Origin of the sequence: Arenibacterium halophilum (assembly GCF_005938225.1) — a bacterium.
In the GTDB taxonomy this organism is placed as follows: domain Bacteria; phylum Pseudomonadota; class Alphaproteobacteria; order Rhodobacterales; family Rhodobacteraceae; genus Arenibacterium; species Arenibacterium halophilum.
Genome location: NZ_VCPC01000002.1, coordinates 20,430 through 46,202 on the forward strand (window position 1 = coordinate 20,430; position 25,773 = coordinate 46,202).

At 63.9% G+C, this 25,773-nt stretch carries 26 protein-coding genes and 1 riboswitch; of the genes, 17 read left to right on the plus strand and 9 right to left on the minus strand.

Going from position 1 to position 25,773, the window contains the following annotated elements:
• Positions 1 to 34 precede the first annotated feature (34 nt).
• Positions 35 to 433: a hypothetical protein gene (locus tag FGK64_RS06985; protein WP_138863109.1), complete on the minus strand. Its 399-nt coding sequence runs from the start codon at positions 431 to 433 to the stop codon at positions 35 to 37.
• A gap of 192 nt (positions 434 to 625) precedes the next feature.
• Entirely contained in the window at positions 626 to 1,051 is a 426-nt protein-coding gene (locus tag FGK64_RS06990) for a hypothetical protein (RefSeq protein WP_425456606.1), read from the minus strand.
• A 299-nt stretch (positions 1,052 to 1,350) separates the two neighbouring features.
• On the opposite strand from FGK64_RS06990, the gene FGK64_RS06995 reads away from it, so the two are divergent.
• Both FGK64_RS06995 and ftsY read left to right on the plus strand, forming a co-directional pair.
• A complete protein-coding gene (locus FGK64_RS06995) occupies positions 1,351 to 3,033 on the plus strand; it encodes an NAD(P)H-dependent oxidoreductase subunit E (protein WP_138863110.1) in 1,683 nt (560 codons plus the stop codon).
• An 84-nt stretch (positions 3,034 to 3,117) separates the two neighbouring features.
• Positions 3,118 to 4,425: a signal recognition particle-docking protein FtsY gene (ftsY, locus tag FGK64_RS07000; RefSeq protein WP_138863111.1), complete on the plus strand. Its 1,308-nt coding sequence runs from the start codon at positions 3,118 to 3,120 to the stop codon at positions 4,423 to 4,425.
• Between the two features lie 5 nt (positions 4,426 to 4,430).
• On the opposite strand, the gene FGK64_RS07005 is transcribed toward ftsY, so the two are convergent.
• Complete coding sequence (locus tag FGK64_RS07005; RefSeq protein WP_138863112.1) at positions 4,431 to 4,931, minus strand: MgtC/SapB family protein; 501 nt, start codon at positions 4,929 to 4,931, stop codon at positions 4,431 to 4,433.
• A 140-nt stretch (positions 4,932 to 5,071) separates the two neighbouring features.
• On the opposite strand from FGK64_RS07005, the gene FGK64_RS07010 reads away from it, so the two are divergent.
• Together FGK64_RS07010 and FGK64_RS07015 are read left to right on the plus strand one after the other, a co-directional pair.
• Positions 5,072 to 5,974: an EamA family transporter gene (locus tag FGK64_RS07010; RefSeq protein ID WP_138863113.1), complete on the plus strand. Its 903-nt coding sequence runs from the start codon at positions 5,072 to 5,074 to the stop codon at positions 5,972 to 5,974.
• A gap of 4 nt (positions 5,975 to 5,978) precedes the next feature.
• The gene (locus tag FGK64_RS07015; protein ID WP_138863114.1) at positions 5,979 to 6,596 is read left to right on the plus strand and encodes an inner membrane-spanning protein YciB; all 618 of its coding nucleotides are present in this window, start codon (positions 5,979 to 5,981) and stop codon (positions 6,594 to 6,596) included.
• A gap of 90 nt (positions 6,597 to 6,686) precedes the next feature.
• On the opposite strand, the gene FGK64_RS07020 is transcribed toward FGK64_RS07015, so the two are convergent.
• Both FGK64_RS07020 and FGK64_RS07025 read right to left on the minus strand, forming a co-directional pair.
• Positions 6,687 to 7,379 (minus strand): glutathione S-transferase N-terminal domain-containing protein, encoded by a 693-nt coding sequence (locus tag FGK64_RS07020; protein WP_138863115.1) that lies wholly within the window; start codon positions 7,377 to 7,379, stop codon positions 6,687 to 6,689.
• 23 nt (positions 7,380 to 7,402) lie between these two features.
• Entirely contained in the window at positions 7,403 to 8,335 is a 933-nt protein-coding gene (locus FGK64_RS07025; protein ID WP_138863116.1) for an alpha/beta hydrolase, read from the minus strand.
• 144 nt (positions 8,336 to 8,479) lie between these two features.
• Positions 8,480 to 8,558, plus strand: a riboswitch (SAM riboswitch).
• A 59-nt stretch (positions 8,559 to 8,617) separates the two neighbouring features.
• Here FGK64_RS07025 and metZ point away from each other — a divergent pair.
• The 7 genes from metZ (at position 8,618) to FGK64_RS07060 (ending at position 15,918) form a co-directional block, all read left to right on the plus strand.
• On the plus strand, positions 8,618 to 9,805 hold the full coding sequence (gene metZ / locus FGK64_RS07030) for an O-succinylhomoserine sulfhydrylase (RefSeq protein WP_138863117.1): 1,188 nt from the start codon (positions 8,618 to 8,620) through the stop codon (positions 9,803 to 9,805).
• A 139-nt stretch (positions 9,806 to 9,944) separates the two neighbouring features.
• Positions 9,945 to 10,628, plus strand: a complete 684-nt coding sequence (locus FGK64_RS07035; RefSeq protein WP_138863118.1) for a hypothetical protein — start codon at positions 9,945 to 9,947, stop codon at positions 10,626 to 10,628.
• 151 nt (positions 10,629 to 10,779) lie between these two features.
• Positions 10,780 to 11,889: a GTP cyclohydrolase FolE2 gene (folE2, locus tag FGK64_RS07040; protein ID WP_138863119.1), complete on the plus strand. Its 1,110-nt coding sequence runs from the start codon at positions 10,780 to 10,782 to the stop codon at positions 11,887 to 11,889.
• A gap of 105 nt (positions 11,890 to 11,994) precedes the next feature.
• On the plus strand, positions 11,995 to 13,443 hold the full coding sequence (locus tag FGK64_RS07045) for a TrkH family potassium uptake protein (protein WP_138863120.1): 1,449 nt from the start codon (positions 11,995 to 11,997) through the stop codon (positions 13,441 to 13,443).
• Positions 13,444 to 13,534: 91 nt separating this feature from the next.
• Positions 13,535 to 14,242, plus strand: a complete 708-nt coding sequence (locus tag FGK64_RS07050) for a DUF484 family protein (protein WP_138863121.1) — start codon at positions 13,535 to 13,537, stop codon at positions 14,240 to 14,242.
• Positions 14,239 to 15,159, plus strand: coding sequence for a tyrosine recombinase XerC (locus tag FGK64_RS07055; RefSeq protein WP_138863122.1), 921 nt, complete (start codon positions 14,239 to 14,241; stop codon positions 15,157 to 15,159). Before FGK64_RS07050 ends, FGK64_RS07055 begins: the two co-directional genes overlap by 4 nt.
• A 57-nt stretch (positions 15,160 to 15,216) precedes the next feature.
• Positions 15,217 to 15,918 carry a CDP-alcohol phosphatidyltransferase family protein gene (locus FGK64_RS07060; protein WP_138863123.1) on the plus strand — a complete coding sequence of 234 codons (702 nt, stop codon included), beginning with the start codon at positions 15,217 to 15,219 and terminating at the stop codon, positions 15,916 to 15,918.
• Positions 15,919 to 16,058: 140 nt separating this feature from the next.
• Here FGK64_RS07060 and FGK64_RS07065 read toward each other — a convergent pair whose 3' ends face one another.
• Positions 16,059 to 16,535: a methylated-DNA--[protein]-cysteine S-methyltransferase gene (locus FGK64_RS07065; RefSeq protein WP_425456631.1), complete on the minus strand. Its 477-nt coding sequence runs from the start codon at positions 16,533 to 16,535 to the stop codon at positions 16,059 to 16,061.
• Positions 16,536 to 16,768: 233 nt separating this feature from the next.
• On the opposite strand from FGK64_RS07065, the gene FGK64_RS07070 reads away from it, so the two are divergent.
• Positions 16,769 to 17,059 carry a hypothetical protein gene (locus FGK64_RS07070; RefSeq protein ID WP_138863124.1) on the plus strand — a complete coding sequence of 97 codons (291 nt, stop codon included), beginning with the start codon at positions 16,769 to 16,771 and terminating at the stop codon, positions 17,057 to 17,059.
• 41 nt (positions 17,060 to 17,100) lie between these two features.
• Here FGK64_RS07070 and fsa read toward each other — a convergent pair whose 3' ends face one another.
• Complete coding sequence (gene fsa / locus FGK64_RS07075; protein WP_138864242.1) at positions 17,101 to 17,754, minus strand: fructose-6-phosphate aldolase; 654 nt, start codon at positions 17,752 to 17,754, stop codon at positions 17,101 to 17,103.
• A 162-nt stretch (positions 17,755 to 17,916) separates the two neighbouring features.
• Between fsa and FGK64_RS07080 the strand changes: the two genes are divergently transcribed.
• Complete coding sequence (locus FGK64_RS07080; protein ID WP_138863125.1) at positions 17,917 to 20,109, plus strand: primosomal protein N'; 2,193 nt, start codon at positions 17,917 to 17,919, stop codon at positions 20,107 to 20,109.
• A 153-nt stretch (positions 20,110 to 20,262) separates the two neighbouring features.
• On the opposite strand, the gene FGK64_RS07085 is transcribed toward FGK64_RS07080, so the two are convergent.
• Positions 20,263 to 20,775 (minus strand): hypothetical protein, encoded by a 513-nt coding sequence (locus FGK64_RS07085; RefSeq protein WP_138863126.1) that lies wholly within the window; start codon positions 20,773 to 20,775, stop codon positions 20,263 to 20,265.
• Between the two features lie 133 nt (positions 20,776 to 20,908).
• Here FGK64_RS07085 and FGK64_RS07090 point away from each other — a divergent pair, with 133 nt between their 5' ends.
• The 4 genes from FGK64_RS07090 to FGK64_RS07105 all read left to right on the plus strand — a co-directional run bounded on the left by FGK64_RS07090 (position 20,909) and on the right by FGK64_RS07105 (position 24,974).
• On the plus strand, positions 20,909 to 22,159 hold the full coding sequence (locus tag FGK64_RS07090) for an MFS transporter (protein ID WP_138863127.1): 1,251 nt from the start codon (positions 20,909 to 20,911) through the stop codon (positions 22,157 to 22,159).
• A complete protein-coding gene (locus FGK64_RS07095) occupies positions 22,156 to 23,577 on the plus strand; it encodes an MATE family efflux transporter (RefSeq protein WP_246057698.1) in 1,422 nt (473 codons plus the stop codon). The genes FGK64_RS07090 and FGK64_RS07095 overlap by 4 nt, the downstream gene beginning before the upstream one ends.
• A 64-nt stretch (positions 23,578 to 23,641) precedes the next feature.
• Positions 23,642 to 24,514, plus strand: coding sequence for a 50S ribosomal protein L11 methyltransferase (locus FGK64_RS07100; RefSeq protein WP_138863128.1), 873 nt, complete (start codon positions 23,642 to 23,644; stop codon positions 24,512 to 24,514).
• Positions 24,515 to 24,620: 106 nt separating this feature from the next.
• Positions 24,621 to 24,974 (plus strand): hypothetical protein, encoded by a 354-nt coding sequence (locus tag FGK64_RS07105; RefSeq protein WP_138863129.1) that lies wholly within the window; start codon positions 24,621 to 24,623, stop codon positions 24,972 to 24,974.
• A gap of 265 nt (positions 24,975 to 25,239) precedes the next feature.
• Here the strand turns inward: FGK64_RS07105 and FGK64_RS07110 are convergent, their stop codons facing one another.
• Positions 25,240 to 25,458, minus strand: a complete 219-nt coding sequence (locus FGK64_RS07110) for a DUF1127 domain-containing protein (protein ID WP_138863130.1) — start codon at positions 25,456 to 25,458, stop codon at positions 25,240 to 25,242.
• Positions 25,459 to 25,773: the final 315 nt, after the last annotated feature.

Here is a 25,773-nt window from a genome sequence, read left to right on the forward strand (position 1 = left end):
ATCAGAGTCCTGGCACTGTTCGATCACCGTCGTCTCAAACCGGCGTATCCGAAAACGGCTCCGCAACAGCCTGATGCGCGTCTTCATACACAATATACCCAACACGCTCAGTGCGAATGATTTCGATCGGATAGCCGTTGTCGCGCAACAGGTGGATCAAGTCATAGGCGCGCGCGATCACCTCGGTCGCGTCGTGCTTGAACCAGCTCAAACCGGCCGCGTTCCGGTCCAGCGAACCTTTTGACTTCGAACGATTGAACTTCCCGGGAATGGCGAGATGCTCGCGGAACCACCCGAGATGATCTTCGAGCCGATCGGACGTGTATTGATCAAGGCCAGGCCTGCTGCGCAAGTCATATGCCGCACAAAAGAACCCCTCCCGAGCGCCCAGGTGTTCAATCGCGTTGGGCCGGACGAATCGGAGATATTTCATTCATACTCATCTTGCCTACGAAGGGTCCGCAAGATGTGCATGAGGAATGTGACATTTTCCGGGATGTCATCCCCGACGCGGGCAATTCGTCGGCTGGCGGCCGCAGGACCAATGGGAGAAAACGAAGGCGTCCTTCTTCTCTTTGGTCCAAATACTCAAATCCGACCTTGGCGCCAACCACCGGTTTCCCGGCTAGACCCCAACATCCGGCCCGTGACACATCATATCCTGGCCCACATCTTGCGCTTCATAAAGCTCGGTCGCCAAGGGATCATTCTCGAACTGCGCAATTAACCCCGACCCCGTGTCGCGGAACGTCCAGCATTGCGGATCGCCGGGGCGATCTTCGTAGACAAAGCAGATCTGCCCCGCCTCTTCGTACCAGGTGCCGTCCTTGCACTTGCCGTCAAGGAACGACCACACGACGCGTCGGTTGCTCAGGTAACGCTCCACGCCGTAGGCTTGGCCACCATTGCCATAGAACAGCGTTTTCCCACGGGTGTAGGTGTCAAAGGCTTCGGCCGACATGCCGGGCTGCGCGTGCAATGTAGGTGCGACAAGGCCGATGGCACTCACGGTCAGGGCGCATAGGCCGGGAATCGATAGGTAATTTCTCATGCTCCAAAGTTTCGCAGATTGCGTCCGTGCTTTCCAGTTAATGGTTGCCAAAGGGTTAATGGCGGCCTGCCATCGCGCGTGCCGGTGATGGAACACGCAACCGCGCCGGGCGGCGGGCGCAGGTCGAATCGACATGCGCCCGCCGCCCGGCGCCCCCGCATCTCCGAAACGCATCACCCTGCCGCCGATCGGAAAACCCCGCGCAACGCAAAGCCGCGCCACCATGTCGCTTTTGGTCGAACCCGAGCGGGGCGCGCGGTATAGAACCGCACCGAACCGGCAATGGAAGGCACAGCATCATGTCGCAGCAGGGCACAGGCGTCTGGAAATCGGGTCGTGGCAAAGGCCGCGCCACGCCCAAGGGGCGCCAGCTGGACGATGCCGCCTGGGACGAGGTGCGCGCGCTGCTGGGCGACGCCCCACGACGCCGTGATCTGCTGATCGAACATCTGCACCTGATCCAGGACGAATTCGGCCAGCTCTCGGCCGCGCACCTGCGCGCCCTGGCCGAGGAAATGCGACTCTCGATGGCCGAGGTCTACGAGGTTGCCACCTTCTATGCGCATTTCGACGTGGTCAAAGAAGGCGAAACCCCGCCGCCCGCGCTGACCATCCGGGTCTGCGATTCGCTGTCTTGCGAGCTGGCAGGCGCGCAGGCGCTGAAAGCGGCACTGGAAGAGGGCCTTGACCCGGCCGAGGTGCGTGTGCTGCGCGCGCCCTGCATGGGCCGTTGCGACACCGCGCCGGTGCTGGAGCTGGGCCACGCCCATATCGACCATGCGACGCCTGAAAAAGTGCAGGCCGCCATCGCCGCGGGCGACACCCACGCCCATATCCCCGACTACGAAGCTCTTGCCGCCTACCGCGCGGACGGTGGCTATGCCGCGCTGGAACAGCTGCGTAGCTCAGGCGACTGGGAACAGGTGCAGGAGGCGGTGCTGTCTTCGGGCCTGCGGGGCTTGGGCGGGGCCGGGTTCCCGTCGGGCAAGAAATGGGGCTTCGTGCGAGCCAACGCGGGTCCGCGCTACCTGGCCGTGAACGGAGACGAGGGCGAGCCGGGCACCTTTAAGGATCGCTTCTACCTCGAACGCCAACCCCATCTGTTCCTTGAAGGAATGCTGATCGCCGCCTGGGCGGTCGAGGCGCAGACCTGTTTTATCTACATGCGCGACGAATATCCCGCCGTGCTGTCGATCTTGCGCCGCGAAATCAAGGCGCTGGAAGACGCAGGTCTTGTGGACAAGGGATATATCGACCTGCGGCGCGGGGCCGGGGCCTATATCTGCGGCGAAGAAAGCGCGATGATCGAAAGCATCGAGGGCAAGCGCGGCATCCCGCGTCATCGTCCGCCTTTTGTTGCGCAGGTCGGCATATTTGATCGCCCGACGCTGGTGCATAACGTCGAGACCCTGCTCTGGGTCGCGCGCATCTGCCGCGAAGGCCCCGAGGTGCTGTCGTCGACCGAAAAGAACGGCCGCAAGGGGCTGCGCAGCTTTTCGGTGTCGGGCCGGGTGAAACGCCCCGGCGTGCATCTGCTGCCTGCCGGCTCCACCATGCAAGATATCATCGAGGCTTGCGGCGGTATGGCCGAGGGCCACAGCTTCAAGGCCTATCAGCCGGGTGGCCCTTCGGCGGGGCTCTTGCCGGCGTCTATGGCCGATATCCCGATGGATTTCGATGTGTTGCAGGAACATGGCACCTTCATCGGCTCGGCGGCTATTGTGGTGTTGTCTGACAAGGACAGTGCGCGCGCGGCGGCGCTGAACATGCTCCGCTTCTTCGAGGATGAATCCTGTGGCCAGTGCACGCCCTGCCGCGTTGGCTGTGAAAAGGCGGTCAAGCTGATGCAGGCCGACACGTGGGATCAGCCGCTGTTGGAGGATCTCTGTACCGCCATGGCCGATGCCAGCATTTGCGGGCTGGGACAGGCGGCGCCCAATCCGATCCGCCTGACGATCAAACATTTCGCCGACGAGATCTGAACCTGGGGAGGGCGCCCTGTGCGCCAAGCCTTTCAAACCGGTCAAAACCGCATTAGGTGAAGGCAACACCCAGCGGAGTGGCCAATGGCGTTTTTTACCAAGCTGAAGGATCGGCTGTTCAAATCCTCGTCCAAGCTCGAAGAGGGGCTGGATGCGATTGTCAACGATGGCGGCACGCCCGAACACGATCCGGCCCCGGATGTGACGCCAAGCCCGGCGCCGCAGGAAGCGCCGCAACCCAAGCCCGAAACGCAGCCTGCACCGCCGGTCGAGCAGCCGCCTGCGCCAGCGCCCGAAGTGCCCGCACGCCCCGAACCGGCCGAGGCGCCGCAGCCAGAGCCCGAACTGCCGCAGCCTAACCCGGCCCCGCGCCCGGTTGATCCAACGCCCGCGCCGCCCCCGGCCGAGGTTCCGCCCGCCCCAGCACCACGCCCCGCGAGCCCGCCCGCCGAGGCGCCGCAACCGCGCGACCCCGCGCCGGAGCAGACCAAATCCGGCTTGCTGGGCCGCCTGCTGGGCCGCACGGCCCCCGCCGCGCCCGTGGTGCGTCGCACGCTGGACGATGCGATGCTCGAGCAGCTGGAAGAGCTGTTGATCACCGCCGACATGGGGGTGGATACCGCGCTGCGCGTCACCGCCAACATGGCCGAGGGGCGGTTTGGCCGCAAACTCTCGGTTGATGAAATCAAGCGCCTGATGGCCGATGAAATCGCCCGCATCATGGAGCCGGTGGCGCGTCCGCTGCCGCTCTATCCCAAGCGCCCGCAGGTGGTGCTGGTGGTGGGTGTCAACGGCTCGGGCAAGACGACGACGATCGGCAAACTGGCCAGCCAGTTCCGCGCGGCGGGCAAGAAGGTGGTGATTGCGGCAGGCGATACCTTTCGCGCGGCGGCTGTGGAACAGCTTCAGGTGTGGGGTGACCGCGCAGGGGTGCCGGTGCTGACCGCGCCGGAAGGCTCGGACCCGGCCAGCCTTGCGTTTGACGCGATGACCCGTGCACAGGCCGATGGGGCGGACCTGTTGATGATAGACACCGCCGGGCGGTTGCAGAACCGCGCCGATCTGATGGAAGAGCTGGCCAAGATCGTTCGCGTGATCCGCAAGAAGGACGACACCGCGCCGCACAATACGCTGCTGGTGCTGGATGCGACCACCGGGCAGAACGCGGTCAGCCAGGTCGACACTTTCCGAAAGATCTCGGATGTGTCGGGGCTGGTGATGACCAAGCTCGACGGCACCGCCAAGGGCGGCGTGCTGGTTGCGCTGGCCGACAAATTCGGGCTGCCGATTCATGCCATCGGCGTGGGCGAGCAGATCGACGATTTGGCGCCTTTCGATCCGCAGGAATTTGCCGCCGCGCTGACCGGGCTGGAGCCGGGCCCGCGCGGGTGAGGTTTCTAGCCCCGACGCGACTCGCGGTGCGTGCCCATCCAGCGTTCGACCTGCCGCAGGATCAGCAGCACGCCGACCACCAGAACCGCCGCCATCGCCGCCAGCGGCGTCTGGCCCGCGCCGCAGCCCAGCCCAATGGCGCCCGCCAGCCACAGCGAGGCCCCGGTTGTGACATTGCGCACCTCGCCTCCTGCGGTGAAGATCAAGCCAGCCGCAAGAAACGCCACGCCAGCTGTTACTGCCTCAATCATGCGCAGCGGGTCGTTGCGTTGTTCGCCGCTGCCGTTGAAATCAAGCTGTGTGATTTCCAGCCCGAGGATGATGAACAGGCAGGCCGCAACCGAGACAAGGATATGGGTGCGCAGCCCTGCCGGTTTGTTGCGCCATTCCCGTTCGAATCCGATCACCGCGCCAAGGATGACCGCCGCCAGCAGCCGGGCAAAGGATGCCGGCGCAGGCACCGCCGCGAAATTGGTGCTGAACTCGCGTGCAATTTCTTCGAACATCTTGTGCTGCGTGCCTCCATGATGCATTTCCCGTTCAATGAAACGCTTGGCCTGCGCGGCGGTTCCTGCCGCCGGGGACACGAGATCGCCCCCATGGTGCCATGGCGCGGCAGGGCGCAAGAACCCGGATCGAGCAAGACATGAGCGACTGGATCATCGCCCTCGAGGGCACAGAGGCCGGGCATCAGGCGGCCCTTGTGCTGGCCCTGATGGCAGCCTTCCTGCATGCGGTGTTCGGCGCGCTGCAGAAGGGGCGATACGATCCGTGGCTGTCGCGCGGGGCGATCGATTTCTGCTATGGCGTCATGGCCGCGCCCTTCGCGCTGTTCGTGGTGCCCTGGCCCGAGCCGCATATGTGGCCGATCTTTGCCGGGGCCTTCGTGATCCACGTCGGCTATAAGCTTCTGCAGGCCCTGGCCTATACCAAGGGCGCCTTTACGGTGGTCTACCCGGTGGTGCGCGGCATGGGGCCGCTGTTCACGGTCATCGGCGCCTATCTGATCTTTGACGAACGGTTCAACGCGGTCCAGTGGCTGGGGGTGGCCGTGCTGCTCGCGGGGATTTTCGGGCTGGCGCTGTACAACCTGTTGTATCTGGAAAGCGCGCGCGACACGCTTGGCGCTGCGCTGGGGTTGGCGGCGCTGACAGGGCTGTTCGTTGCGGCTTACACGACCTATGACGCCTATGGCATCCGCGCAACGGCCGATCCTTTCACCTTTCTCGCGTGGTTCTTCATGATCGACGGCATGGTGATGCCGGTGATTGCGATCCGTCGATGGCGACAGATGACGGACCGGCCCGCACCCGCGCCGCTTATGATGCGCGGGTTCATTGGCGGGATCGTCGCCTTTTTCAGCTTTGGAGCCGTCATGATGGCGACGCGGCTCGACAAGGTGGGCGAGGCAGCAGTGCTGCGCGAAACCTCGACCGTATTCGCCGCGTTGATCGGCTGGCTGGTGCTGCGCGAAACTGTCGGACCCCGCCGGATCGCGCTGATGGCCCTGATCGCGCTGGGTGCTGTAATCGTTGAAATGGGAGGCTGAGTGAATGCCCGAAACCAAACCGGAACGCGAAATCAACGTGTGGGTGAAACAGGCGCTCGAACTCGGGCCACCGATCCTGTTCTTCCTGATCTACATGCGGATCCGTGACGAAACCTATACATGGAACGGCGTTGACTATTCCGGCTTCATCGTCTCGACCCTGATCTTCGTGCCGATCATGCTGGTGTCGATGGCGGTGCTGTGGCGCCTGACGGGCAAGCTCAGCCGGATGCAGATTTTCACGGCGTTCATGGTGATCTTCTTTGGCGGCCTGACGGCGTGGTTCAATGACGAGCGGTTCTTCAAGATGAAGACCAGTATCGTTTACGGCGTCTTTGCCGCGCTTCTGGGAATCGGGCTGCTGCGGGGCCAATCCTGGCTGGCCTATGTGATGGGCGACATGATCCCGATGGAGCACGAAGGCTGGATGATCCTGACCAAGCGGCTGTGCCTGTGTTTCGCCCTGCTGGCGGCCGCGAACGAATTTGTCTGGCGCACCATGTCGACCGATCTTTGGGTCAAGATCGAAACCTTCGGCTTTCCGATCCTGCTGTTCGCCTTCCTGTGGTGGCAGATCGTGGCGTTGCAGAAGTACATGATCGACCCGGAAGAAAGCCGCTGAGCTTCGGGCGGGCAGGCCGCCGGCCCGGGGGAAATATTTCCGGGAAATATTTCCGATCCGGCGGATGCGGCGTTTGGGTCGGGCCGGTGTCTAGCGCTTGAATAGCAGGTCCTGCGCCGATTTCTCGGTCGGTGCCTTGCGCTTTTCCGCGTGCAGCGCGCGCCCTTTTAAAACCGCCGGGCGCTGGCCGACTTGCTCGACCCAGCGGGCAAAGTTCGGTTTGTCCTCGATCGTCTGTTCCTGACGTTTCCACAGGTGCGCCCAGGGCCAGATCGCCATGTCGGCGATGGTATAATCATCACCCGCAACGAATTCATTGTCTGCCAGTTGCCTGTCGAGCACGCCGTACAGGCGTCCGACCTCGGCGCGGTAGCGATCCTGCGCATAAGGGAGCACCTGTGGCGGATCCAGCTCGGGCGCGTAGTGCAGGAAGTGGTGCGCCTGACCGGCCATCGGGCCAACGCCACCCATCTGCCACATCAGCCATTGTTCCACCGCGATCTGCCCGCGCGCGCCTTTGCCGCCGAACTGCCCTGTCTTGCGGGCGAGGTATTGCAGGATCGCGCCGGATTCGAAGATCGACACTGGCGCGCCGTCTGGCCCGTCGGGATCGACGATGGCGGGCATCCGGTTGTTCGGCGACAGCTTGAGGAAGTCCGGCTTGAACTGATCCCCGGCCGAGATGTTCACGAGGTGGGTGTCATAGGCCAGCCCCATCTCTTCCAATGCGATCGAGATTTTCCAGCCGTTCGGCGTGGGCCAGTAATACAGGTCGATTGTCATGCGGTCCCCCTTTTGGGAGGCGATCATGTCGGATTTTGCGTCATCGGCAAGGCCAGACCGCCTTGTGGGGGCGCAATCAATCGTGACCAGCGCGGCGCACCCGCGTCGGGCAGGTCGCGGCGCAGCCGGTCCAGTGCCCATGTTTCGGGCTGGCGCAGCAGGTCGTGGTAGAACCGCAGGACCCCCTGCCGGGTATAGGACGACCAGTGGCAGATGCGCCGTTGCGGCGGGGCGACGGGCGCGCCGCGCCGGGCCAGCAGGGCCAGCGTGTCGTCGCAATCCAGTTGCAGCGTGACCGCATTGTGCGCGCTGAGGCCAAAGCCCAATGTCCGGTCGCCGCGGGCGGGTGGGGCGATCAGCCGTTCGTACAGAAACTCGAACAGGTCATTTTCGCGGCTGGTGACGTTGATGAAATCGCAGGCGCGGCCCGCAGGTGTGCCGAGCGCCGCCAACGCGCGCGTCGCATAGGCGGCGCCTGTCATCGACACGATCCGCTGTACGGCGCCAGCGGGCAGGTGGTGCAACGCCTCAAGCGCCAGCGCGATGCCCATGGAATGCGCGATCAGGTGGACGGGGCGGTCGGGCTGCTGGTCGTGCAGCTGCCGCAGCACCTGCGCCAGGGCGCGCCCCGCTGGCCGTGTGCGCCGCTCGGCCGACCAGAGCGCACCGCGCGACTCCCATCCAAAGGCGATGCCCAGCCCTTCGCCGACATGCCCTGTTCCAAACCCCAACTGGCGCGGCCAACTGGGCGCGCGCCACGGCATGTCGCGCGGGTGCAGTGCCATGATATGCAGATGCGGGCAGTGATCGGGCAGGTTGGGGCGGTACTTGTAGCCGTGGATCATCACGATCACCGGCCCATCCCCCCTGTGCATCCGTAGCACGGTGGCCACGTCGCGGGGGCTGTTATGCATCTGCGGCTGGTCACCGCAGGCGTTGATCCGGAGCAGGGGCATCGGGCACCTCTTGCTAGATATGGTGGTTCACCTATGGCCAAGGCAGATGACGCAGGCATGACGCGCGCGTTACAGCGATGTGACGCGCGCCCGTGGCGCGCTTGCGCGCTTGACCTGTGCCCGTGACAAGCGTAAGCGGGCCGCATCAGACACCGTGGCGATTTGTTACCGGATTGCGGGCCACGTTAAACAACTTCCGCTAAAAGGTCAGGATGAAAGACCCCCTTTCGCTTGACCGCGTCTGGGGTTTTTTGTTGTGCCCAAGAAGGGCCGGAGGACGATATGAGCGACGACTGGACCAACCGCACCAAGGCCATCCACGCAGGCACCCGCCGCAGCCAGTATGGCGAGTTGAGCGAGGCGATTTTCCTGACGCAGGGCTTTGCCTATGACAGCGCCGAATCCGCCGAGGCGCGGTTCATTCAGACGGGCGACGATGAATTCATCTATGCCCGTTATGGCAACCCCACGGTGCGCATGTTCGAGGAACGCATCGCCGCGCTGGAAGGGGCCGAAGATGCCTTTGCCACCGCATCGGGCATGGCGGCCGTGTCGGGCGCGCTGACGGCGATGCTGCGAGCCGGGGATCATGTCGTGTCGGCGCGGGCGCTGTTCGGGTCGTGCCTGTATATCCTCGAAGAGGTGCTGGGCCGCTACGGCGTCGAGGTGACCTTCGTCGATGGGACCGATCTGGACCAGTGGCGCGATGCGATCCGCCCCGACACCAAGGCGGTGTTCTTCGAATCCGTCTCGAACCCCACGCTCGAGGTGATCGACGTGGCGGGCGTGGCCGAACTGGCCCATGCGGCGGGCGCCAAGGTGGTGATCGACAACGTGTTTGCCACGCCGGTGTTTTCGAAGGCCTTCGCGCTGGGCGCCGATGTGGTGATCTATTCCGCGACCAAACATATCGACGGGCAGGGCCGGGCGCTGGGCGGCGTGATCCTTGGCAGCCGCGAATTCATCCGCAAGACGGTTGAACCCTACATGAAGCACACCGGCGGCTCGATGAGCCCGTTCACCGCGTGGATCATGCTGAAGGGTCTGGAAACCATGAGCCTGCGCGTGAATGCCCAGGCCGACTCGGCGCAGGCGATTGCCGAGGCGCTCGTGGATCACCCGGCGCTGGACCGCGTGATCTATCCGGGGCTGTCGGGCCATGCGCAGCACGCGTTGTGCGCGCAGCAGATGGGGCGGGGTGGCACAGTGCTTTCGCTGGACCTGAAAGGCGGGCAAAAGGCGGCCTTTGCCTTCCTGAATGCGCTGCAGATCATCCTGATTTCCAACAACCTGGGCGATGCGAAATCCATCGTCACGCATCCGGCGACCACGACGCACCAGCGTCTGAGCGACGCGCAGAAGACCACGCTGGGCATCACCCCCGGCCTGATCCGCCTGTCGCTGGGGATCGAGGATACCGGCGATCTGCTGGCCGACATCCGGCAGGCGCTGGATGCCGCCGCAGGTTGAGTGCAGGTTTCCGGCCCGTCACCAATGGTGGTATCTGCCGGAATTTAATGCCAAATCCGTCCATTTTTCTGGACACATTATTGCCATATTCCGCTGGGGCTTTCATAAAGAAAGCCTCAGTGGAATATGGAATTGTACGATGAAGACTTCTTTTTTCGCAGCTGCGGCGCTCGCCTTGCTCACAACCCCCGCATTTGCCGCCACGGTGACAACCACCGCCGTTGCAGATGTGACAGTTGGGGACGAAGATTTTGATGGCGTGATGGACTACGCCGGTCCGCAGGACGACGCGTACCTGCGTGTTTTTGGCAATTGGCGCACGGGCCGTGGCGTTCTGGAATACGATCTGTCGGGAATCGCTGCGGGTGACACGGTCGAATCCGCCTCGGTCAGCTTCAGCGTGCGCGGAACGCGCGTGCCGGGTGTTGTGAACCTGTACGGCTATTCCGGGGATGGCGTCGCAACGATCGCCGACGGCAACCTTGTGCAGACGCTGGTCGGGTCGTTTTCGGTTGTGGATATGAGCATGGATTACAACGTGTCGATCTCCGCCAGCTTCCTTCAGGGCCTGTTGGATGCCGGGGCGTCGCACCTGGGTCTGATCATGGTCAGCTCGGATGAAACACGCTTTGGCCCCGGTGCCGACTTCTGTTCGGTCGGCTCGACCACTACCGCCTGCGCGGGCAATCCCGGTTCGCAGCTGACGGTCAATTCCTCGCCCGCGGGTGTGGTGCCGGTGCCGGCTTCGCTGCCGCTGCTGGCTGGCGGTTTTGGCCTGTTCGGCGTCATGGCGGCTCGCCGTCGCGCTCGCCGCGCGGCCTGAGACATTTCAATCTGAAAGCAAGGGGCGTCCTTCGCTTGGGCGCCCTTTTGCGTCGGGTCCGGGTGATCCGGCCCGGGGCGTGGCGCGTAGAAGGCTTGGTATCGCCGGTCAAACGGCCTACATTATGGCCAACCGCCCAAGGAAACGCCCCATGAACGTGCACCTGCCCCCCTCTGCCCTGCCGGAACCCGACATGGATGATGCCGCCGACGCGCTGGCGCTGCTGCGGCGCTGGGCGCAGAAGTCCACCGACGAGGAACTGAGCGCGCTGGATCCGGCGTTGGCCCGGTTGTTGCCGGGGCGCGATCTGGGCAATTACCCGCCCCTGTCGCGCGACTACCCCGAGGGCTTCCATGCCGACAGCGCCTATCGCGCCACGCTGCCCGATCTGCAGAACGGCCCGGCCAGCCTGATCCGGGGCGCGCGCAAGCCGATCCAGCATGTGGGCATCTCCAACTTCCGCCTGCCGATCCGGTTTCACACCCGCGATGGCGACGACCTGACTCTGGAAACCTCGGTCACGGGTACTGTGGGGCTGGATGCCGACAAGAAGGGCATCAACATGAGCCGCATCATGCGCAGCTTCTATACCCATGCCGACAAGACCTTCAGCTTCGAGGTGATCGAGGCCGCGCTGGACGACTACAAATCCGATTTAGAAAGCCTTGATGCCCGTATCCAGATGCGGTTCTCGTTTCCCATGCGGCTGGGCAGCCTGCGCTCGGGCCTGTCGGGATATCAGTATTACGACATCGCTCTGGAGCTTGTCGAAAGCGACGGGCAGCGGCGCAAGTTCATGCATCTGGATTACGTCTATTCCTCGACCTGCCCCTGTTCGTTGGAACTGTCGGAACATGCCCGCGCGACGCGGGGGCAACTGGCAACACCGCATTCGCAACGTTCGGTCGCGCGGATTTCCGTGGCGCTGGATTGTGTCGAGGGCGATTGCCTGTGGTTCGAGGACCTGATCGGGCATTGCCGCCGCGCGGTGCCGACTGAAACGCAGGTGATGGTGAAGCGCGAGGACGAACAGGCCTTTGCCGAGCTGAACGCCGCCAATCCGATGTTCGTCGAAGATGCGGCGAGGCTGTTTTCCAGCGTGCTGCTGGAGGATCCGCGGATCGGTGATTTCCGCGTGGTGGCCAGCCATCAGGAAAGCCTGCACAGCCATGATGCCGTGTCGGTCCTGACAGAGGGCGAGACATTCGCCGCACAGAGCCTTGACCCAAGGCTGTTCGCCTCACTGTTCCACATCGGCTGATCCACAGCGCCAGATTGCCACGGTTTCAGACGTCCGGTGCCATGACACGGGGCCAACGCCTTTGCCCGCTTGACAGGGCAGGGGCGGCCATTCATGGCTTGCGCCATGTTTGATCTGCGCCCCGTCGGATATGTGATCGGCCTGTTGGTGTCCATTCTCGGGGCAACCATGTCGGTGCCGATGCTGGTCGATCTGGCGCAGGGCAACGGCCACTGGATTGTCTTTCTTGAAAGCGGCGTTCTGACCATCCTGATCGGCGGGCTGGTGGCGCTGGCCTGTGCCAACGGCGTGCAAGAGGGGCTGACCATCCAGCAGACGTTCCTGCTGACCACCGGCGTCTGGATCGCGCTGCCGCTGTTCGGTGCGCTGCCAATGATGCTGGGTGCCTCGGCGCTGAATTTCACCGATGCCTATTTCGAGGCCATGTCGGGGCTGACAACCACCGGGTCCACCGTCATCAGCGGGTTGGACGACCTGCCCAAGGGGCTGAACCTGTGGCGCGGTATCCTGCAATGGCTGGGCGGCATTGGCATCATCGTTGTCGCCATGGTGTTCCTGCCCGAACTTCGGGTTGGCGGGATGCAGATTTTCCGCTCGGAGGCCTTTGAGACGATGGGGAAAATCCTGCCCCGCGCCACAGCCATCGCGGCCCAGATCTCGGTGATTTACGTGGCGATCACCATGGCCTGCATGTTGTGTTACGCCGCGCTGGGCATGACGGTCTTCGATGCCACGATGCACGCGCTGACCACCGTTTCGACCGGCGGGTTTTCCAGCTATGACGCCAGTTTCGGGACGTTTTCGGGAAACATGGAATATGTCGCCTCGGTTTTCATGATCCTCGCGGCGCTGCCCTTCGTGCGCTATGTTCAGCTGATCAACGGCAACCTCACCAGCGTGCTGAAAGACAGCCAGGTGCGCGCCTTTCTGGCCACCATCGCAGTGCTGGTGGCAATCTCCACGGTGGTGCTGACGACGATCTTTCCGCACCACTGGGAAAAGTCGATGCGCGAGGCCCTGTTCAACATCGTTTCGATCATGTCGGGCACCGGATACGCCAGCGTCGACTACATGACCTGGGGGCCGTTCCTGATCACGCTGTTCTTCTTTATCGGGCTGATCGGAGGCTGCGCCGGCTCCACCGCCTGTTCGATCAAGATCTTCCGTTATCAACTGCTGTTTGCCTCGATCAAGGCGCAGCTCCGGCGCATCCGATCGCCGCACGGGGTGTTCGTGCCGCGCTACGCAGGCCGCCCGATCGAAGCCGATGTTCTGGGATCGGTGATTTCGTTCTTCGTGTTCTTCGTGGTCTCGCTGGGGCTGGTGTCGGTCGCGCTGGCGCTGACCGGGCTTGACCTGACCACATCTGTCTCGGGCGCGGCCACGGCGCTGGCAAATATCGGCCCCGGGTTGGGCGACACCATCGGCCCGGCGGGCAACTTCGCCAGTCTGAACGATACCGCGAAATGGATCCTGTCGGCCGCGATGCTGACGGGTCGGCTGGAAATCATGGCCGTCTACGTGATTTTCACCGTCCACTTCTGGCGCGCCTGATTTTCGCCGCTCGGGCCGCGACCGGGGGCAGTTTTTCTGCCCCTCGCCGGTTTCCCGTGCTATACCCCGGGCCAAGCAACAAGAGGCCGGCATGAGCAGTAGCCCGAAACTGGATTCAACGCTTCGAGAGGCGATTCTCTCGAAGCCCGATGCGATTCTCGACGACCACGACGTGATGCATGCGCTGATCGCCGCCAATGAACGCGCGATGGGCAGCAACATCATCGATCTTCGTGGAATCGCGATGGAGCGGCTGGAAACCCGCCTTGACCGGCTGGAAGACACGCACCGCTCGGTCATCGCGGCGGCCTATGAAAACCTGGCCGGAACCAACCAGGTGCATCGTGCCATCCTGCGGATGCTGGACCCGTCGGATTTTGAGCGTTTCCTGCGCGATCTGGGCGGCGAGGTGGCCGACATCCTGCAGGTCGACAAGATCACGCTGGTGCTGGAAAGCGATCAGGACGACAGCGCGCCCACGGTCAGCCGCCTGCACGGCGCGCTGTCGGTGATGCCGCCGGGGTTCATCGACGGCTATATCCTGAAAGGCCGCCGGGGCACGCCGCGCCAGATCACCCTGCGCCATGTGGCCGATCCGCTGCCCGCGCTGTTCGGCACCGATGCGGACTGGATCCGCTCCGAGGCCTGCCTGCGACTGAATTTCGGCGAGGGCAGGCTGCCCGGGATGCTGGTCATGGGCTCGGAAGACGCCCAGCATTTCACCCCGCAACAGGGCACCGACCTGCTGGCCTTCTTCGCGGGCGTGTTCGAACGTGCCATGCGGCACTGGCTGAAATGACGCTTATCTCGCCCGCCTGCCGTGACGCGCTGCAAAACTGGCTGGACGGCCGTCGCGCGCTGGCTGGCGCGGCGGATCACACGATCACCGCCTACAGCCGCGACGTGGCCGGGTTTCTGGCTTTCATGGCCGAACATCACGGCGGCGGGCAGGGGCTCGCCGCGCTGGAACGGATCACCGTGTCGGATATGCGCGCCTGGATGGCGCGGGAACGGGGCGAGGGGCTGTCGTCGCGCTCGCTTGCACGCAAGCTCTCGGCGGTGAAATCCTTCTACCGCTGGCTGGCCGAACGTGAAGGTTTTGAACCCACCGCCGTGCTGTCGACTCGCGCCCCCCGGTTCCAGCGCAAGCTGCCGCGCCCGCTGGCCGAACCCGCCGCACGCGACGTGATCGACACGATGGGGATGCAGTCGGAAACGCCATGGGTGGCGGCCCGCGACGTGGCGGTGGTGACGCTGCTTTATGGTTGCGGGCTGCGCATTTCCGAGGCGCTGGGCCTGACCGGCGCCGATGCGCCCCTGCCGCAGGTTCTGCGAATCCTTGGCAAAGGCGGGAAGGAACGGCTGGTCCCGGTGCTGCCGGCCGCGCGCGACGCGGTGGAAAACTACACGCGGCTCTGCCCCTTCAAGGCCGAGCCCACGGCGCCGCTGTTTCTCGGCGTGCGTGGCGGCGCGCTGTTGCCCCGCGCGATCCAGGGCGCGATGGCGCAGGCGCGGATGCAGCTGGGCCTGCCCTCCAGTGCCACGCCCCACGCGCTGCGCCATTCCTTTGCCACCCACCTGCTGGCCGCCGGAGGCGACCTGCGCGCGATCCAGGAATTGCTGGGCCATGCCTCGCTGTCCACCACCCAGGCCTATACCGGCGTGGAAACCGCGCAGTTGATTGAGGTGTACAACCGCGCCCACCCTCGCGCGTAATAGCAGAATGCCGGATTAGTCTTTGCATCGCGTTAACGGTTGCGGCAGACAGGGAGCATGACAATCCACCTCAAAGCCCTTGCCGTTCACCTGTTCACCGCCACCGGCGCGGTCTTTGCCATGCTCGCGATGCTGGCCGCGGTCGAGGGCAAATGGGACATGATGTTCCTGTGGTTGGTGGTGGCTTTCTTTGTCGATGGCATCGATGGCCCGCTGGCGCGCAAATACGACGTGAAAGCCAACGCGCCGGAATTCGATGGCGTCCTGCTGGACCTGATCATCGACTACCTGACCTATGTGTTCATCCCCGCTTTCGCGTTGTTCACCTCGGGTCTGATGTCGGGCTGGACGGGCTGGGTCGCGATCATCGTCATCACCTTCGCAAGCGCCATGTACTTTGCAGACACCCGGATGAAGACAAAGGACAATTCCTTTTCCGGCTTTCCCGGCTGCTGGAACATGGTCGTACTGGTGATCTTCGCGCTTGAACCCAACTTCTGGGTGATCCTCGGCCTTGTGACAGCACTGGCCGTGACGATGTTCCTACCGTGGAAATTCATCCACCCCGTGCGCACGGCACGCTGGCGCGCGATCAGCCTGCCGATGGCCCTGGCCTGGACCTTTTTCGCAGGCTGGGCGGCTTGGGTCGATTTCCATCCCGAAAGCTGGGCGCATTGGGGGCTGATCGTCACCTCCGTCTACCTGCTGTTCGCCGGCATCGCCCAGATGCTGATACCTTCGAAAGAAGAATCGCGCTGACGCGCGATGCCTCCGGCGGGGATATTTAAAGCCCAAAGAAGCAAGGCCATGTCTTCATTCTTTGGGCTCCAAATATCCCGGGGGAGTCCCGAAGGGACGGGGGCAGAGCCCCCTTTTTTGCTTCGGGTCGCCATCCAACCTCAGATCAGCAGGCCGGCGGCAACTTCGTGGCGCAGCAGCGCGACCTTGGTCTCGACCCCGCCGCGCGCGGAAAATCCTCCAAGGCCCCGGGCACCCAGCACGCGGTGGCAGGGAATTATGATGGGTATCGGATTGTTGCCGCAGGCCTGTCCAATCGCTTGGGCTGGTGCACTCAGCTGTTTCGCGATTTCGCCATAAGTGCGCGTTTCGCCAAAGGGGATCGCCTTCATCGCGGCGCAAACAGCGCGCTGAAAGTCTGACCCTTCGACAGAAAGTGGCAGGTCAAAATTCCGCAGGTGTCCGGCGAAGTAGGCGGCCAACTGGCGGGAGGCTTCGGATAGAAGCGGATCTGCATGCCTATCCGGCGCGGATGTCACCCAGGTGAGTGCCGTGATCCTATCGGCACGTGCGGTAATCGCAATCGGGCCGATCGGCGTGTCTGCGACGGTTCTGCGCATTTCTGCCATGGCTTGCATTCTGCTGACCCGGATCAGGAAACATTTAATTCGAATTGGCTTCGAATGACGCGGACTCTCTGGCGCTTCGCCCGGCTTCGTCAAGATTCGCGCACAGTTTTGCCAGAATTCTGCATCAGGGTCGCGGCCTGTGCTCCGGTGGCGATCTGCCCGCCATTCACGCCGGGGCGTTGTCAGACCGTTTCATGTTTCCGGCGTGCCCGATGGGGGCGGGCCCAGTTCAGGAGTAAAAAATGCTCAAGACATTTGCTGCCGCATTGACCATTCTGTCGCTCACGGCCGTGCCAGTCAGCGCCGACCTGTCGAACAAATTCGGGCGCGCCTCGAAGAAACCGGTAAAGACGGCGCGGGCCGAGATGCTGCCGCCGCCGGGCTACAAGGGGCAATGGTGGACCGCGCCGAACCGTTGCGAATATTCCCGCGCGGGGCGGCCCGGGGAAACCGTCTGGTATCTGATCATCAATACCGCGCATCGCAAATGCGATGCCTACCTGGTGCAGCGCGGATTTAAGGACGCCTACTAGGACGATCTGGCACGGCCCGTCGCCGGGCCGCGCCAAAGGCGTTACAGGATCGACTGACCCGTCTTGGCCCAATCGGCCATGAAGGCATCAAGTCCTTTGTCCGTCAGAACGTGGTTCGCCATCGCCTTGATGACGGCCGGCGGCGCGGTGGCCACATCGGCGCCGATCTTGGCGCAGTCGCTCATGTGGTTGGCCGAGCGGATCGAGGCGGCAAGAATGTTCGTCTGGAAGCCGTAGTTGTCATAGATCTCGCGGATATCCGCGATCAGCTCCATCCCGTCGAGGTTCAAATCGTCCAGCCGCCCGATGAAGGGCGAAATGAACGTGGCCCCGGCCTTGGCCGCCAGCAATGCCTGGTTGGCCGAAAAGCACAGCGTCACGTTCACCATGCGGCCTTCGTCGGTCAGCACCTTGCAGGCCTTCAGCCCGGCCCATGTCAGCGGCACCTTGATCGCGATGTTTTCGGCGATCTTGGCCAGCTCGCGGCCCTCGGCGATCATGCCTTCGGCGTCCAGCGCGACGGTTTCGGCCGACACGGGGCCATCGACCAGGTCGCAGATCTCTTTTGTCACGTCCTTAATGTCGCGGCCCGATTTCATGATCAGCGAGGGGTTCGTCGTCACCCCGTCGACCATGCCAAGGGCGTGCAACTCCTTGATGGCGTCGATTTCAGCGGTATCCACGAAGAATTTCATCTGGCGTCCTTTCATCTGTGGCGCGTGCGGTTGCGCCCCTGTTAGCGCATGACACGCGCGTGGGAAAGCGGAACCCGCCGCCCCGGCACCGCTTGCATTGCGCGCGCGGGCATGGTTCGTCGCAGTTATGGGCCGACATCCGCATTTCCCAGAGCCGGTCGCATGAGCGACGAAGGCTACTTTCCACAAGGCACGCTGATCGGCGTGCTGACCACCCAGCCGCTGGACCGGGTGCTGGATTACCGCGCGCCCGAAGGAGGCTGTTTCGCCGGCGCCTTTGTCGAGGTGCCGCTGGGCCCGCGCAAGGTGATGGGCGTGGTCTGGGGGCCGGGGCAGGGCGATTTCGATGCGTCCAAGGTGCGCAGCGTGATCCGCGTGCTGGATGCGCCGCCGATGCGCGAAGAGCTCCGCGATTTCCTGCGCCGCGCTGCCGATTACACGCTGACGCCGCTGTCGGCGATGTTGCGGCTGGCAACGCGGGCACCGGGCCTGGGCGATGCGCCCTCGATGCGGCGGGTCTATCGGCTGGGCGACGGGATGCCGGATCGGGCCACCGCCGCGCGCGCCCGTGTGCTCGAGGTGCTGCGCGAGTTTGGCGGGCTGTCCTTCACGCTGAAGGAACTGGCCGAGATGGCGGGCGTCTCGACATCGGTCGTCAAGGGCCTGGTGGCACAGGGTGCGGTGCGGGAAGAGGAAAGTCCTCGCGACACGCCGTTCCCACGCCTGGACACCGACCTGCCCGGCAAACCGCTGACCGACGACCAGGCCGCCGCCGCCGCGCATCTGCGCGCGGCGCTGTCGGGCGGCTATGGCACGACGCTGCTGAAAGGTGTCACCGGGTCGGGCAAGACCGAAGTCTACCTGGAGGCGGTGGCCGAGGCCGTGCGCGGCGGGCGGCAGGCGTTGGTGCTGTTGCCGGAAATCGCGCTGACTTCGGAGTTCCTGACCCGGGTCGAACAGCGGTTCGGCGCGCGCCCGGCTGAATGGCATTCGGGCGTCACCATGACGGAACGGCGCCGCATCTGGAAGATGGCGGCCCAAGGCGAGGTGCAGCTGGTCGTCGGCGCACGCTCGGCCCTTTTTCTGCCATTCCAGCACCTTGGGCTGATCATCGTGGATGAGGAACACGATACATCCTACAAGCAGGAAGACGGGGTGCTGTACAACGCCCGCGACATGGCAGTGCTGCGTGCCTCGATCGTCGGGGCGCAGGTGGTGCTGGCCAGCGCGACGCCCAGCCTGGAAAGCTGGGCCAATGCCGAGGCCGGGAAATACGCGCGGGTCGAACTGACGGCGCGTTTTGGCGATGCGGTGCTGCCCGAGATGCGCGCCATCGACATGCGCGCGGAAACGCTGCCCTCGGGGCGGTGGATTTCCCCGACGCTGGAACGCGCGGTGACGGCGCGGATGGAGCGGGGCGAACAGTCGCTTCTGTTCATTAACCGTCGCGGGTTCGCGCCGGTGACGCTGTGCCGCGCCTGCGGGCAACAGATCGGCTGTGACCACTGCGACGCCCGCATGGTCGAACACCGCTTCCTGAAACGGCTGATGTGCCACCAGTGCGGCGAGACTACGCCGATTCCCACAGCCTGTCCTTCATGCGGGGTCGAGGACAAGCTGGCCCCGGTCGGCCCAGGTGTCGAGCGGTTGGCGGAAGAGGCCATCGCCCTGTTTCCCGAAGCGCGCATCGTCACGCTGTCATCGGATCTGTTTGCCAGCGCGCGGGCGTTGAAGGCGGCGATCGACCAGATTGCGCAGGGCGGTGCGGATATCGTGATCGGCACGCAGCTGGTAGCCAAAGGGCACAACTTTCCCAATCTCACTCTGGTCGGGGTGATTGACTCCGACCTGGGGTTGCAAGGGTCCGACCTGCGCGCCGCCGAGCGGACGTTTCAGCTGATGCGGCAGGTGGCGGGCCGGGCCGGGCGCGCCGCGATTCCGGGGCAGGCGCTGTTGCAGACCTATCAGCCCGAACACCCCGTGATCCGCGCGATCCTGTCGGGGGACGAGACCGGGTTCTGGCAGGCCGAACTGCGCGAGCGATCGGCGGCGGGGGTGCCGCCCTATGGCCGGATGGCGGGGATCATCCTGTCGGGCGGCGATGTGGCGCGGGTGTTCGACGCGGGAAACACGCTGGCCCGCAATGATGGCGCGTTGCGCGAGATTGGCGCCCAGGTCTTCGGCCCCGCACCGGCGCCCATCGCAAGGGTCCGCGGCCGCCACCGGGTGCGGCTGCTGGTGAAGGCCGCCAAGGGCGCGCCGCTGCAAGGCGCCCTGTCACGCTGGATCGCTCCGCTGCGCCTGACCGGCGACCTGCGGCTTCAGGTGGACATCGATCCGCAAAGCTTTCTTTGAGTGGAAATGGGGAAGGGGGCTCTGCCCCCATCCGCTGCGCGGATTCCCCCGGGATATTTTGAGCCCAAAGAATTCAGAAGGTCCGCGCTTCTTTGGGCCTTAAATATCCCCGCCGGAGGCATCGCGCGGAGCGCGATCACTTTGGAACCTATTCTAGTTGCGCAAAGTCTCCATGAACCGCTCATGGTTCCTGTCCATCATCTGCTGCTGCTGCTGACCCCATTGCAGGCGTTCCTGGCCCCAGTTCTGGATTTGTTGCATGCGCTCTGCGTGGGTGGTGCCCATCTGCCCGCCGTAGCCGGGCGTAGGTTGCTGCATCTGGCCTTGCGTCATCGCCTGTTGGGTGGCGGCGTAGGCCTGGCTTAGCTGGGCATAGGCGTTCTGATAGAAGGCGCAGGCCTGCGGGTTGCCGTTGACCTGGCACTCATACCCCGCGTTCAGCATCATACCGCCCTGGCTCTGGACATTCTGGGCCATCCAGCAGGCTTGTTGATTGCCCATCTGGCAGGCATTTCCATAGACTATGGCCAGCTCGTTCAGCGCCTGAACCACCTGCGGATCGGCGATTTGCATCCAGTGATCGGCCGTGGCGGGGGATGCGAGTACAAGGGCCACAGCAAGGCACCGGGTGGGTTTGGCCGCAAGGCGGCGGATAAACGGGATCATGTGAAATACCTTCGAGAAATGGAGAGGCGGCGCTGGTCAGCCACATTCCAGACTGCCACGCTGTGCGGATTCGAACAAATCTTTCCCGGCACCGGGGCTATCCTTGTGGGACCGGCAGGCGTATGCCGTTAACATGAGTCGTTTCGTCCCCCTTGCCGAGGCGCAGTCTCTGCCCCTTTGGCGCCGCCCCATCACGCTGCTGTTTCTGACGGCGGTGGCCATGCCGATTGCCTTTTACGGCTGGAACGCGCTGCTGAACAATTTCGTCATCGAGGTAGCGCAGTTCGACGGGGCCGACATCGGGCTGCTGCATTCGGTGCGCGAAATCCCGGGGTTTCTTGCGATCGGGGTGATCGCGATCATCATCTTCATGCGCGAACAAGTGCTTGGGCTGGTCTCTCTGTGTCTGCTGGGCGTGGCGACGGCCTTTACCGCGTGGTTCCCGTCGTTGGGCGGGTTGCTGACGCTGACCATGCTCAGCTCGATCGGGTTTCACTATTACGAGACGGTGAACCAGTCGCTTCAGCTTCAGTGGATCCCGAAGGAAAAGGCGCCGCAGGTGCTGGGCTGGCTGTTGGGCGCGGCCTCGGCCTCGGCACTGGTGGTGTTCGTGCTGATCGTGCTGCTGTGGGAGCCGCTGAACCTAAGCTACAACATCGTCTTCATGCTGGCGGGGGGCACGACGGCCGCGCTGGCGCTGTTCTGCCTGATCGCCTATCCGCAGTTCGAAGCACCGCATCCGCAGCTGAAAACCTTTGTGCTGCGCCGCCGGTACTGGTTGTATTACGCGCTGCAATTCATGTCGGGCTCGCGGCGGCAGATCTTCATGGTTTTCGCCGGGTTCATGATGGTCGAACGCTTCGGCTTCGAGGTGCACGAGCTGACCTCGCTTTACCTGATCAACCTTGTGGTCAACATGGCGGCCGCGCCGTTTCTGGGCCGCGCGGTGGGGCGGTACGGCGAACGCCGGGTCCTGATCTTTGAATATGTCGGGCTGACGGCCGTGTTCACGCTATACGGTGGCATCTACTGGTTCAGCTGGGGCGTGGTGCTGGCGGCGGCGCTTTACGTGATCGACCATATCCTGTTCGGCTTGGCTCTGGCGTTGAAAACCTATTTCCAGAAGATCGCCGATCCGCGTGACATCGCGCCCACGGCGGCGGTGGCCTTTACCATAAACCATATCGCGGCGGTGTTCCTGCCGGCGCTTCTGGGGCTGCTCTGGGTCGTGTCTCCGGGGGCCGTCTTTGCGCTGGCCTCAGGGATGGCGCTGACCTCGCTGTGCCTTGCGCTGATGATCCCGCGCCACCCTGAACCGGGGAACGAGACGATTTTCGCAGCCCGAGGCACTCGCCCGCTGGCGGCGGAACGTCCGGCGGAATGACGCAGCCGCACCAGCGCGAGCGCGCCGACCGGCCGGGGCGGTTCGTGACCGGATCGGTCATGGGGCATGTGGTGCGGATGACCATGACGGGGGCCTTTGGCATCACCTTTGTCTTCGTGGTGGATGCGGCCAACCTGATCTGGATTTCGTGGCTGGGCGATCCCCGGCTGGTGGCGGCGGTGGGCTTTGCCTTTGCGATCCAGTTTCTTGCGGTGTCGTCCGGCGTGGGGCTGATGATTGCCTCGACCGCGCTGATCTCGCGCCGGATCGGGGCCGGGCAGCGCGCGCAGGCCCGGCGCGATGCCACCAGTGCCACGGTGATCGCCTTCGTCTGGCAAAGCGTGGTGGCGGCGCTGGTGATCGGGTTCCGGCACCAGATCCTTGCGCTCTCGGGGGCCGAGGGTGAAACCGCGCTGCTGGCGGCGCGCTACCTCGCGATGTCGATGCCCTCGCTGACCATCATGGCAATTTCGTTGGTGGCCAATGGCGCGTTGCGGGCGCAAGGCGATGGCGCGCGCTCGATGTATGTCACGCTGGTGTCGGGGGCGGTGGCCATGGTGGTCGATCCGCTGCTGATCTACGGTCTGGGGCTTGGGCTGGACGGTGCGGCGATGGGCATCAACCTGTTCCGTATCATCATGGTGGGCATGGCGCTGCGCTATGCCATCGGGACGCACGACCTGCTGGCGCGGCCTGCGCTGGCCGATGTGCGTACGACTCTGGCGCCCTTTCTGACCATCGCGCTGCCTGCGATCCTGACCCAATTGGCGACACCTTCGGGCAATTACCTGATGACAACCGTGATTGCGCGCTACGGAGACGAGGCGGTGGCCGGATGGGCCGTGGTGGGGCGGCTGACGGTGGTGGCCTTTGGCGGGATCTTCTCGCTCGCGGGGGCGATCGGCGGCATCTTCGGCCAGAACTTTGGCGCCGGGCAACACGACCGGCTGCGCACGATCTATCGTGACGCGCTGGTGTTCGGTCTGGTCTATACGGCGATCACTTGGGCGGTGCTGGTGATGGTCAGCCCGGCCGTGATCGCGGGCCTGCATCTGGGAGAGACGGGGGCGCAGGTGGTACGCGCCTTTGCCCATGTCGGTGCGGGCGGGTTCCTGTTCGCCACGGCGCTGTTTGTCAGCAACGCCGCCTTCAATGCGCTGGGCCGCCCGCTGTGGGGCACGCTGACGACATGGGCGCGTGACGGGGTGTTCAGCCTGCCGCTGGCACTGTGGCTGGCGGCGATCTATGGCGCGGCGGGGGTGATCTATGCGCAGGCGGCGGCCAGTGCGCTGGTCGGCGTGGTGGCGGCGGTGCTTGGCTGGCGCTTTGTGCAAGGGCTGGCCGCGGGCCAGCTGGTGCCCGAGGCGCCACTGGTGACCCGCAGCCTTGCGAATGCAGACCGGGTGCGCCGCCGCTAGCCGCGAATTGCGCTTGCGCCGGAATTGAGGCAGAAGGCGCGGGCAGCCGCAACAGGAACGCCCGATGCCTACTTTCACCGCCCTGACAACCCTTCCCGGAAAATCACAGGCCGAGGCGCTGGGCGAGGCGATGGAGCGGCTCACACCCGCACCTACCGGCGTCGGCGTGATGGAGATCGAAGATGGAAGCGGGCTGTGGGAAGTCGGCGGGTACTTCACCGAACCGCCCGAACCCGTTTCGCTCAGCCTGCTGGCCGCTGCGTTCGACGCGAAGCCTTTCGTGATCTCAGAACTGCCCGACACCGATTGGGTCGCCCATGTGCGACGCGAACTGGCGCCGGTGCAGGCCGGGCGGTTCTTTCTCTTTGGCAGCCATGATGCCGACAAGGTGCCGGAAGACGCCATCGCCCTGCGTATCGACGCGGCCATGGCTTTTGGCACCGGCCACCACGGCACCACTCTGGGATGCCTGAGGGCGCTGGACCGGCTGGCGGATGGCACGCCGCCTGCGCGCGTCGCCGATATCGGCTGTGGCACCGCGGTGCTGGCCATGGCCGCGGCCAAAATCTGGCCGGACGCTCAAATTCTGGCCAGCGATATCGACGAAGTCGCCGTTGATGTGGCCAAGGCCAATCTGGACATCAACGACATGCCCGGCGCGGTAACCTGCCTCGAGGCCGCAGGCTTCGATCACCCCGAACTGGCAAAGGCAGCGCCCTATGACCTCATCTTCGCCAACATTCTGAAAGGCGCGCTGGTGGCCCTGGCCTCCGACATCGCTGCGGCTCTCGCGCCCGGTGGAACGGTGATTCTCTCTGGCCTGCTGAATGAACAGGCCGAAGAGGTCCGCGCAATCTACGCCGAGGCAGGCATTCAGCCGGTCGCGGACGAGCAGATCGGCGACTGGACGACACTGATGATGCGGAAACCGGCCTGACCGCATTGACTGCGGCGCTTTTGCGGCGCCTGCCCAACTGTCGCCGCAATTCTGCGGTAACCAATTCATCATGCTGGTGGGGGCCAGTCTGCCGGAGGACGCCGCCGTGTCTGGCCATGCTGAATTCGAAACCCGACTAAGCCGCCTGTTGCGCAAGCACCGCGCCATGGCGAAAGGCTATACCACGGTCATGCGCTCGGACGGGCTGATCGTGGTCAAGCCGAAACCCCAGGGTGCCCAGATCTCTGGACGATCCGTGCTTGTGGTCGTTGTGGCGTTCGTTCTGTTCAAGGCCATGTTGATCGCCAGCCTTGGACACAAGGTCTATTCCGAGCGTGTGGATAGACTTGGCGTCGGTACGCCGGTCGAACGCGCCGGAGCTTTCATCATGCAGATCGATCCGGTGTCCGGGGCGGTCGCCGGTCAGATGTCGGACATCCGCACCCAACTGCTGCACTGATTGCAGGTATCCCCGCCGCGCGATGTCGTGTCGGCGGGAAGACCTCAGCTGCCGAAAACCTGGCGAATCTTTCGCTTTTCACTATTCTCAAAATACTCCGGGGGAGTGCGCGCAGCGGGCGGGGGCAGCGCCCCCATCCGCCGTTCGTCGGCATGCGACAACGTCGGCCCCCCTCATACCATCCTCACCCAAAAGAAAAACGCCGTGGCCCGAAGGCGCGCGGCGTTTGTGCAAGGGTGATGACCGGCGGCGGTGCCGCCGGGGATCAGAACAGGCGACGTGCGGTTGCGACGTCGTCAATGTCTCCACGGACCAGACCGATATCTTCGAGTTCACGGTCTGTCAGCGCCGCCAGCGCGTTGCGGGTCACGCGGGTGTCATTCCAGTCGATGACGGCAGCATAGACATTGGCCAGAACGGCGCCGATACGGCCGGCGACGACATCAATGCCATAGGTGGAGCGGGTCGAGTGGTAAGCAGCCATATCCATTGTCCTTTTGTATGGGGTTGCAATTATCTTTGCGATGGGCGGCATGTATTGCGGAAAATATGATCCGGCAAGACAGCTTTGTGCATAGTTCTTATGCAGTTTTTGCATGGGTCTGAAATTGATTTAAATAATTGAAAAATAATATAAATATAGAAAAATATCATTTCCCTTCTGGCAAGTTTCGGGTCTGTTTGGGGTGGCTTTCGCCGCAAATGCCTCGAAATGTGTCGGAATTGAAACTGTCGCTTGGGGCTTGGCCGATGTTCGCCTTTCGTGCTAGTGCTGGAAACAAGAAACAATGGGTCAAAA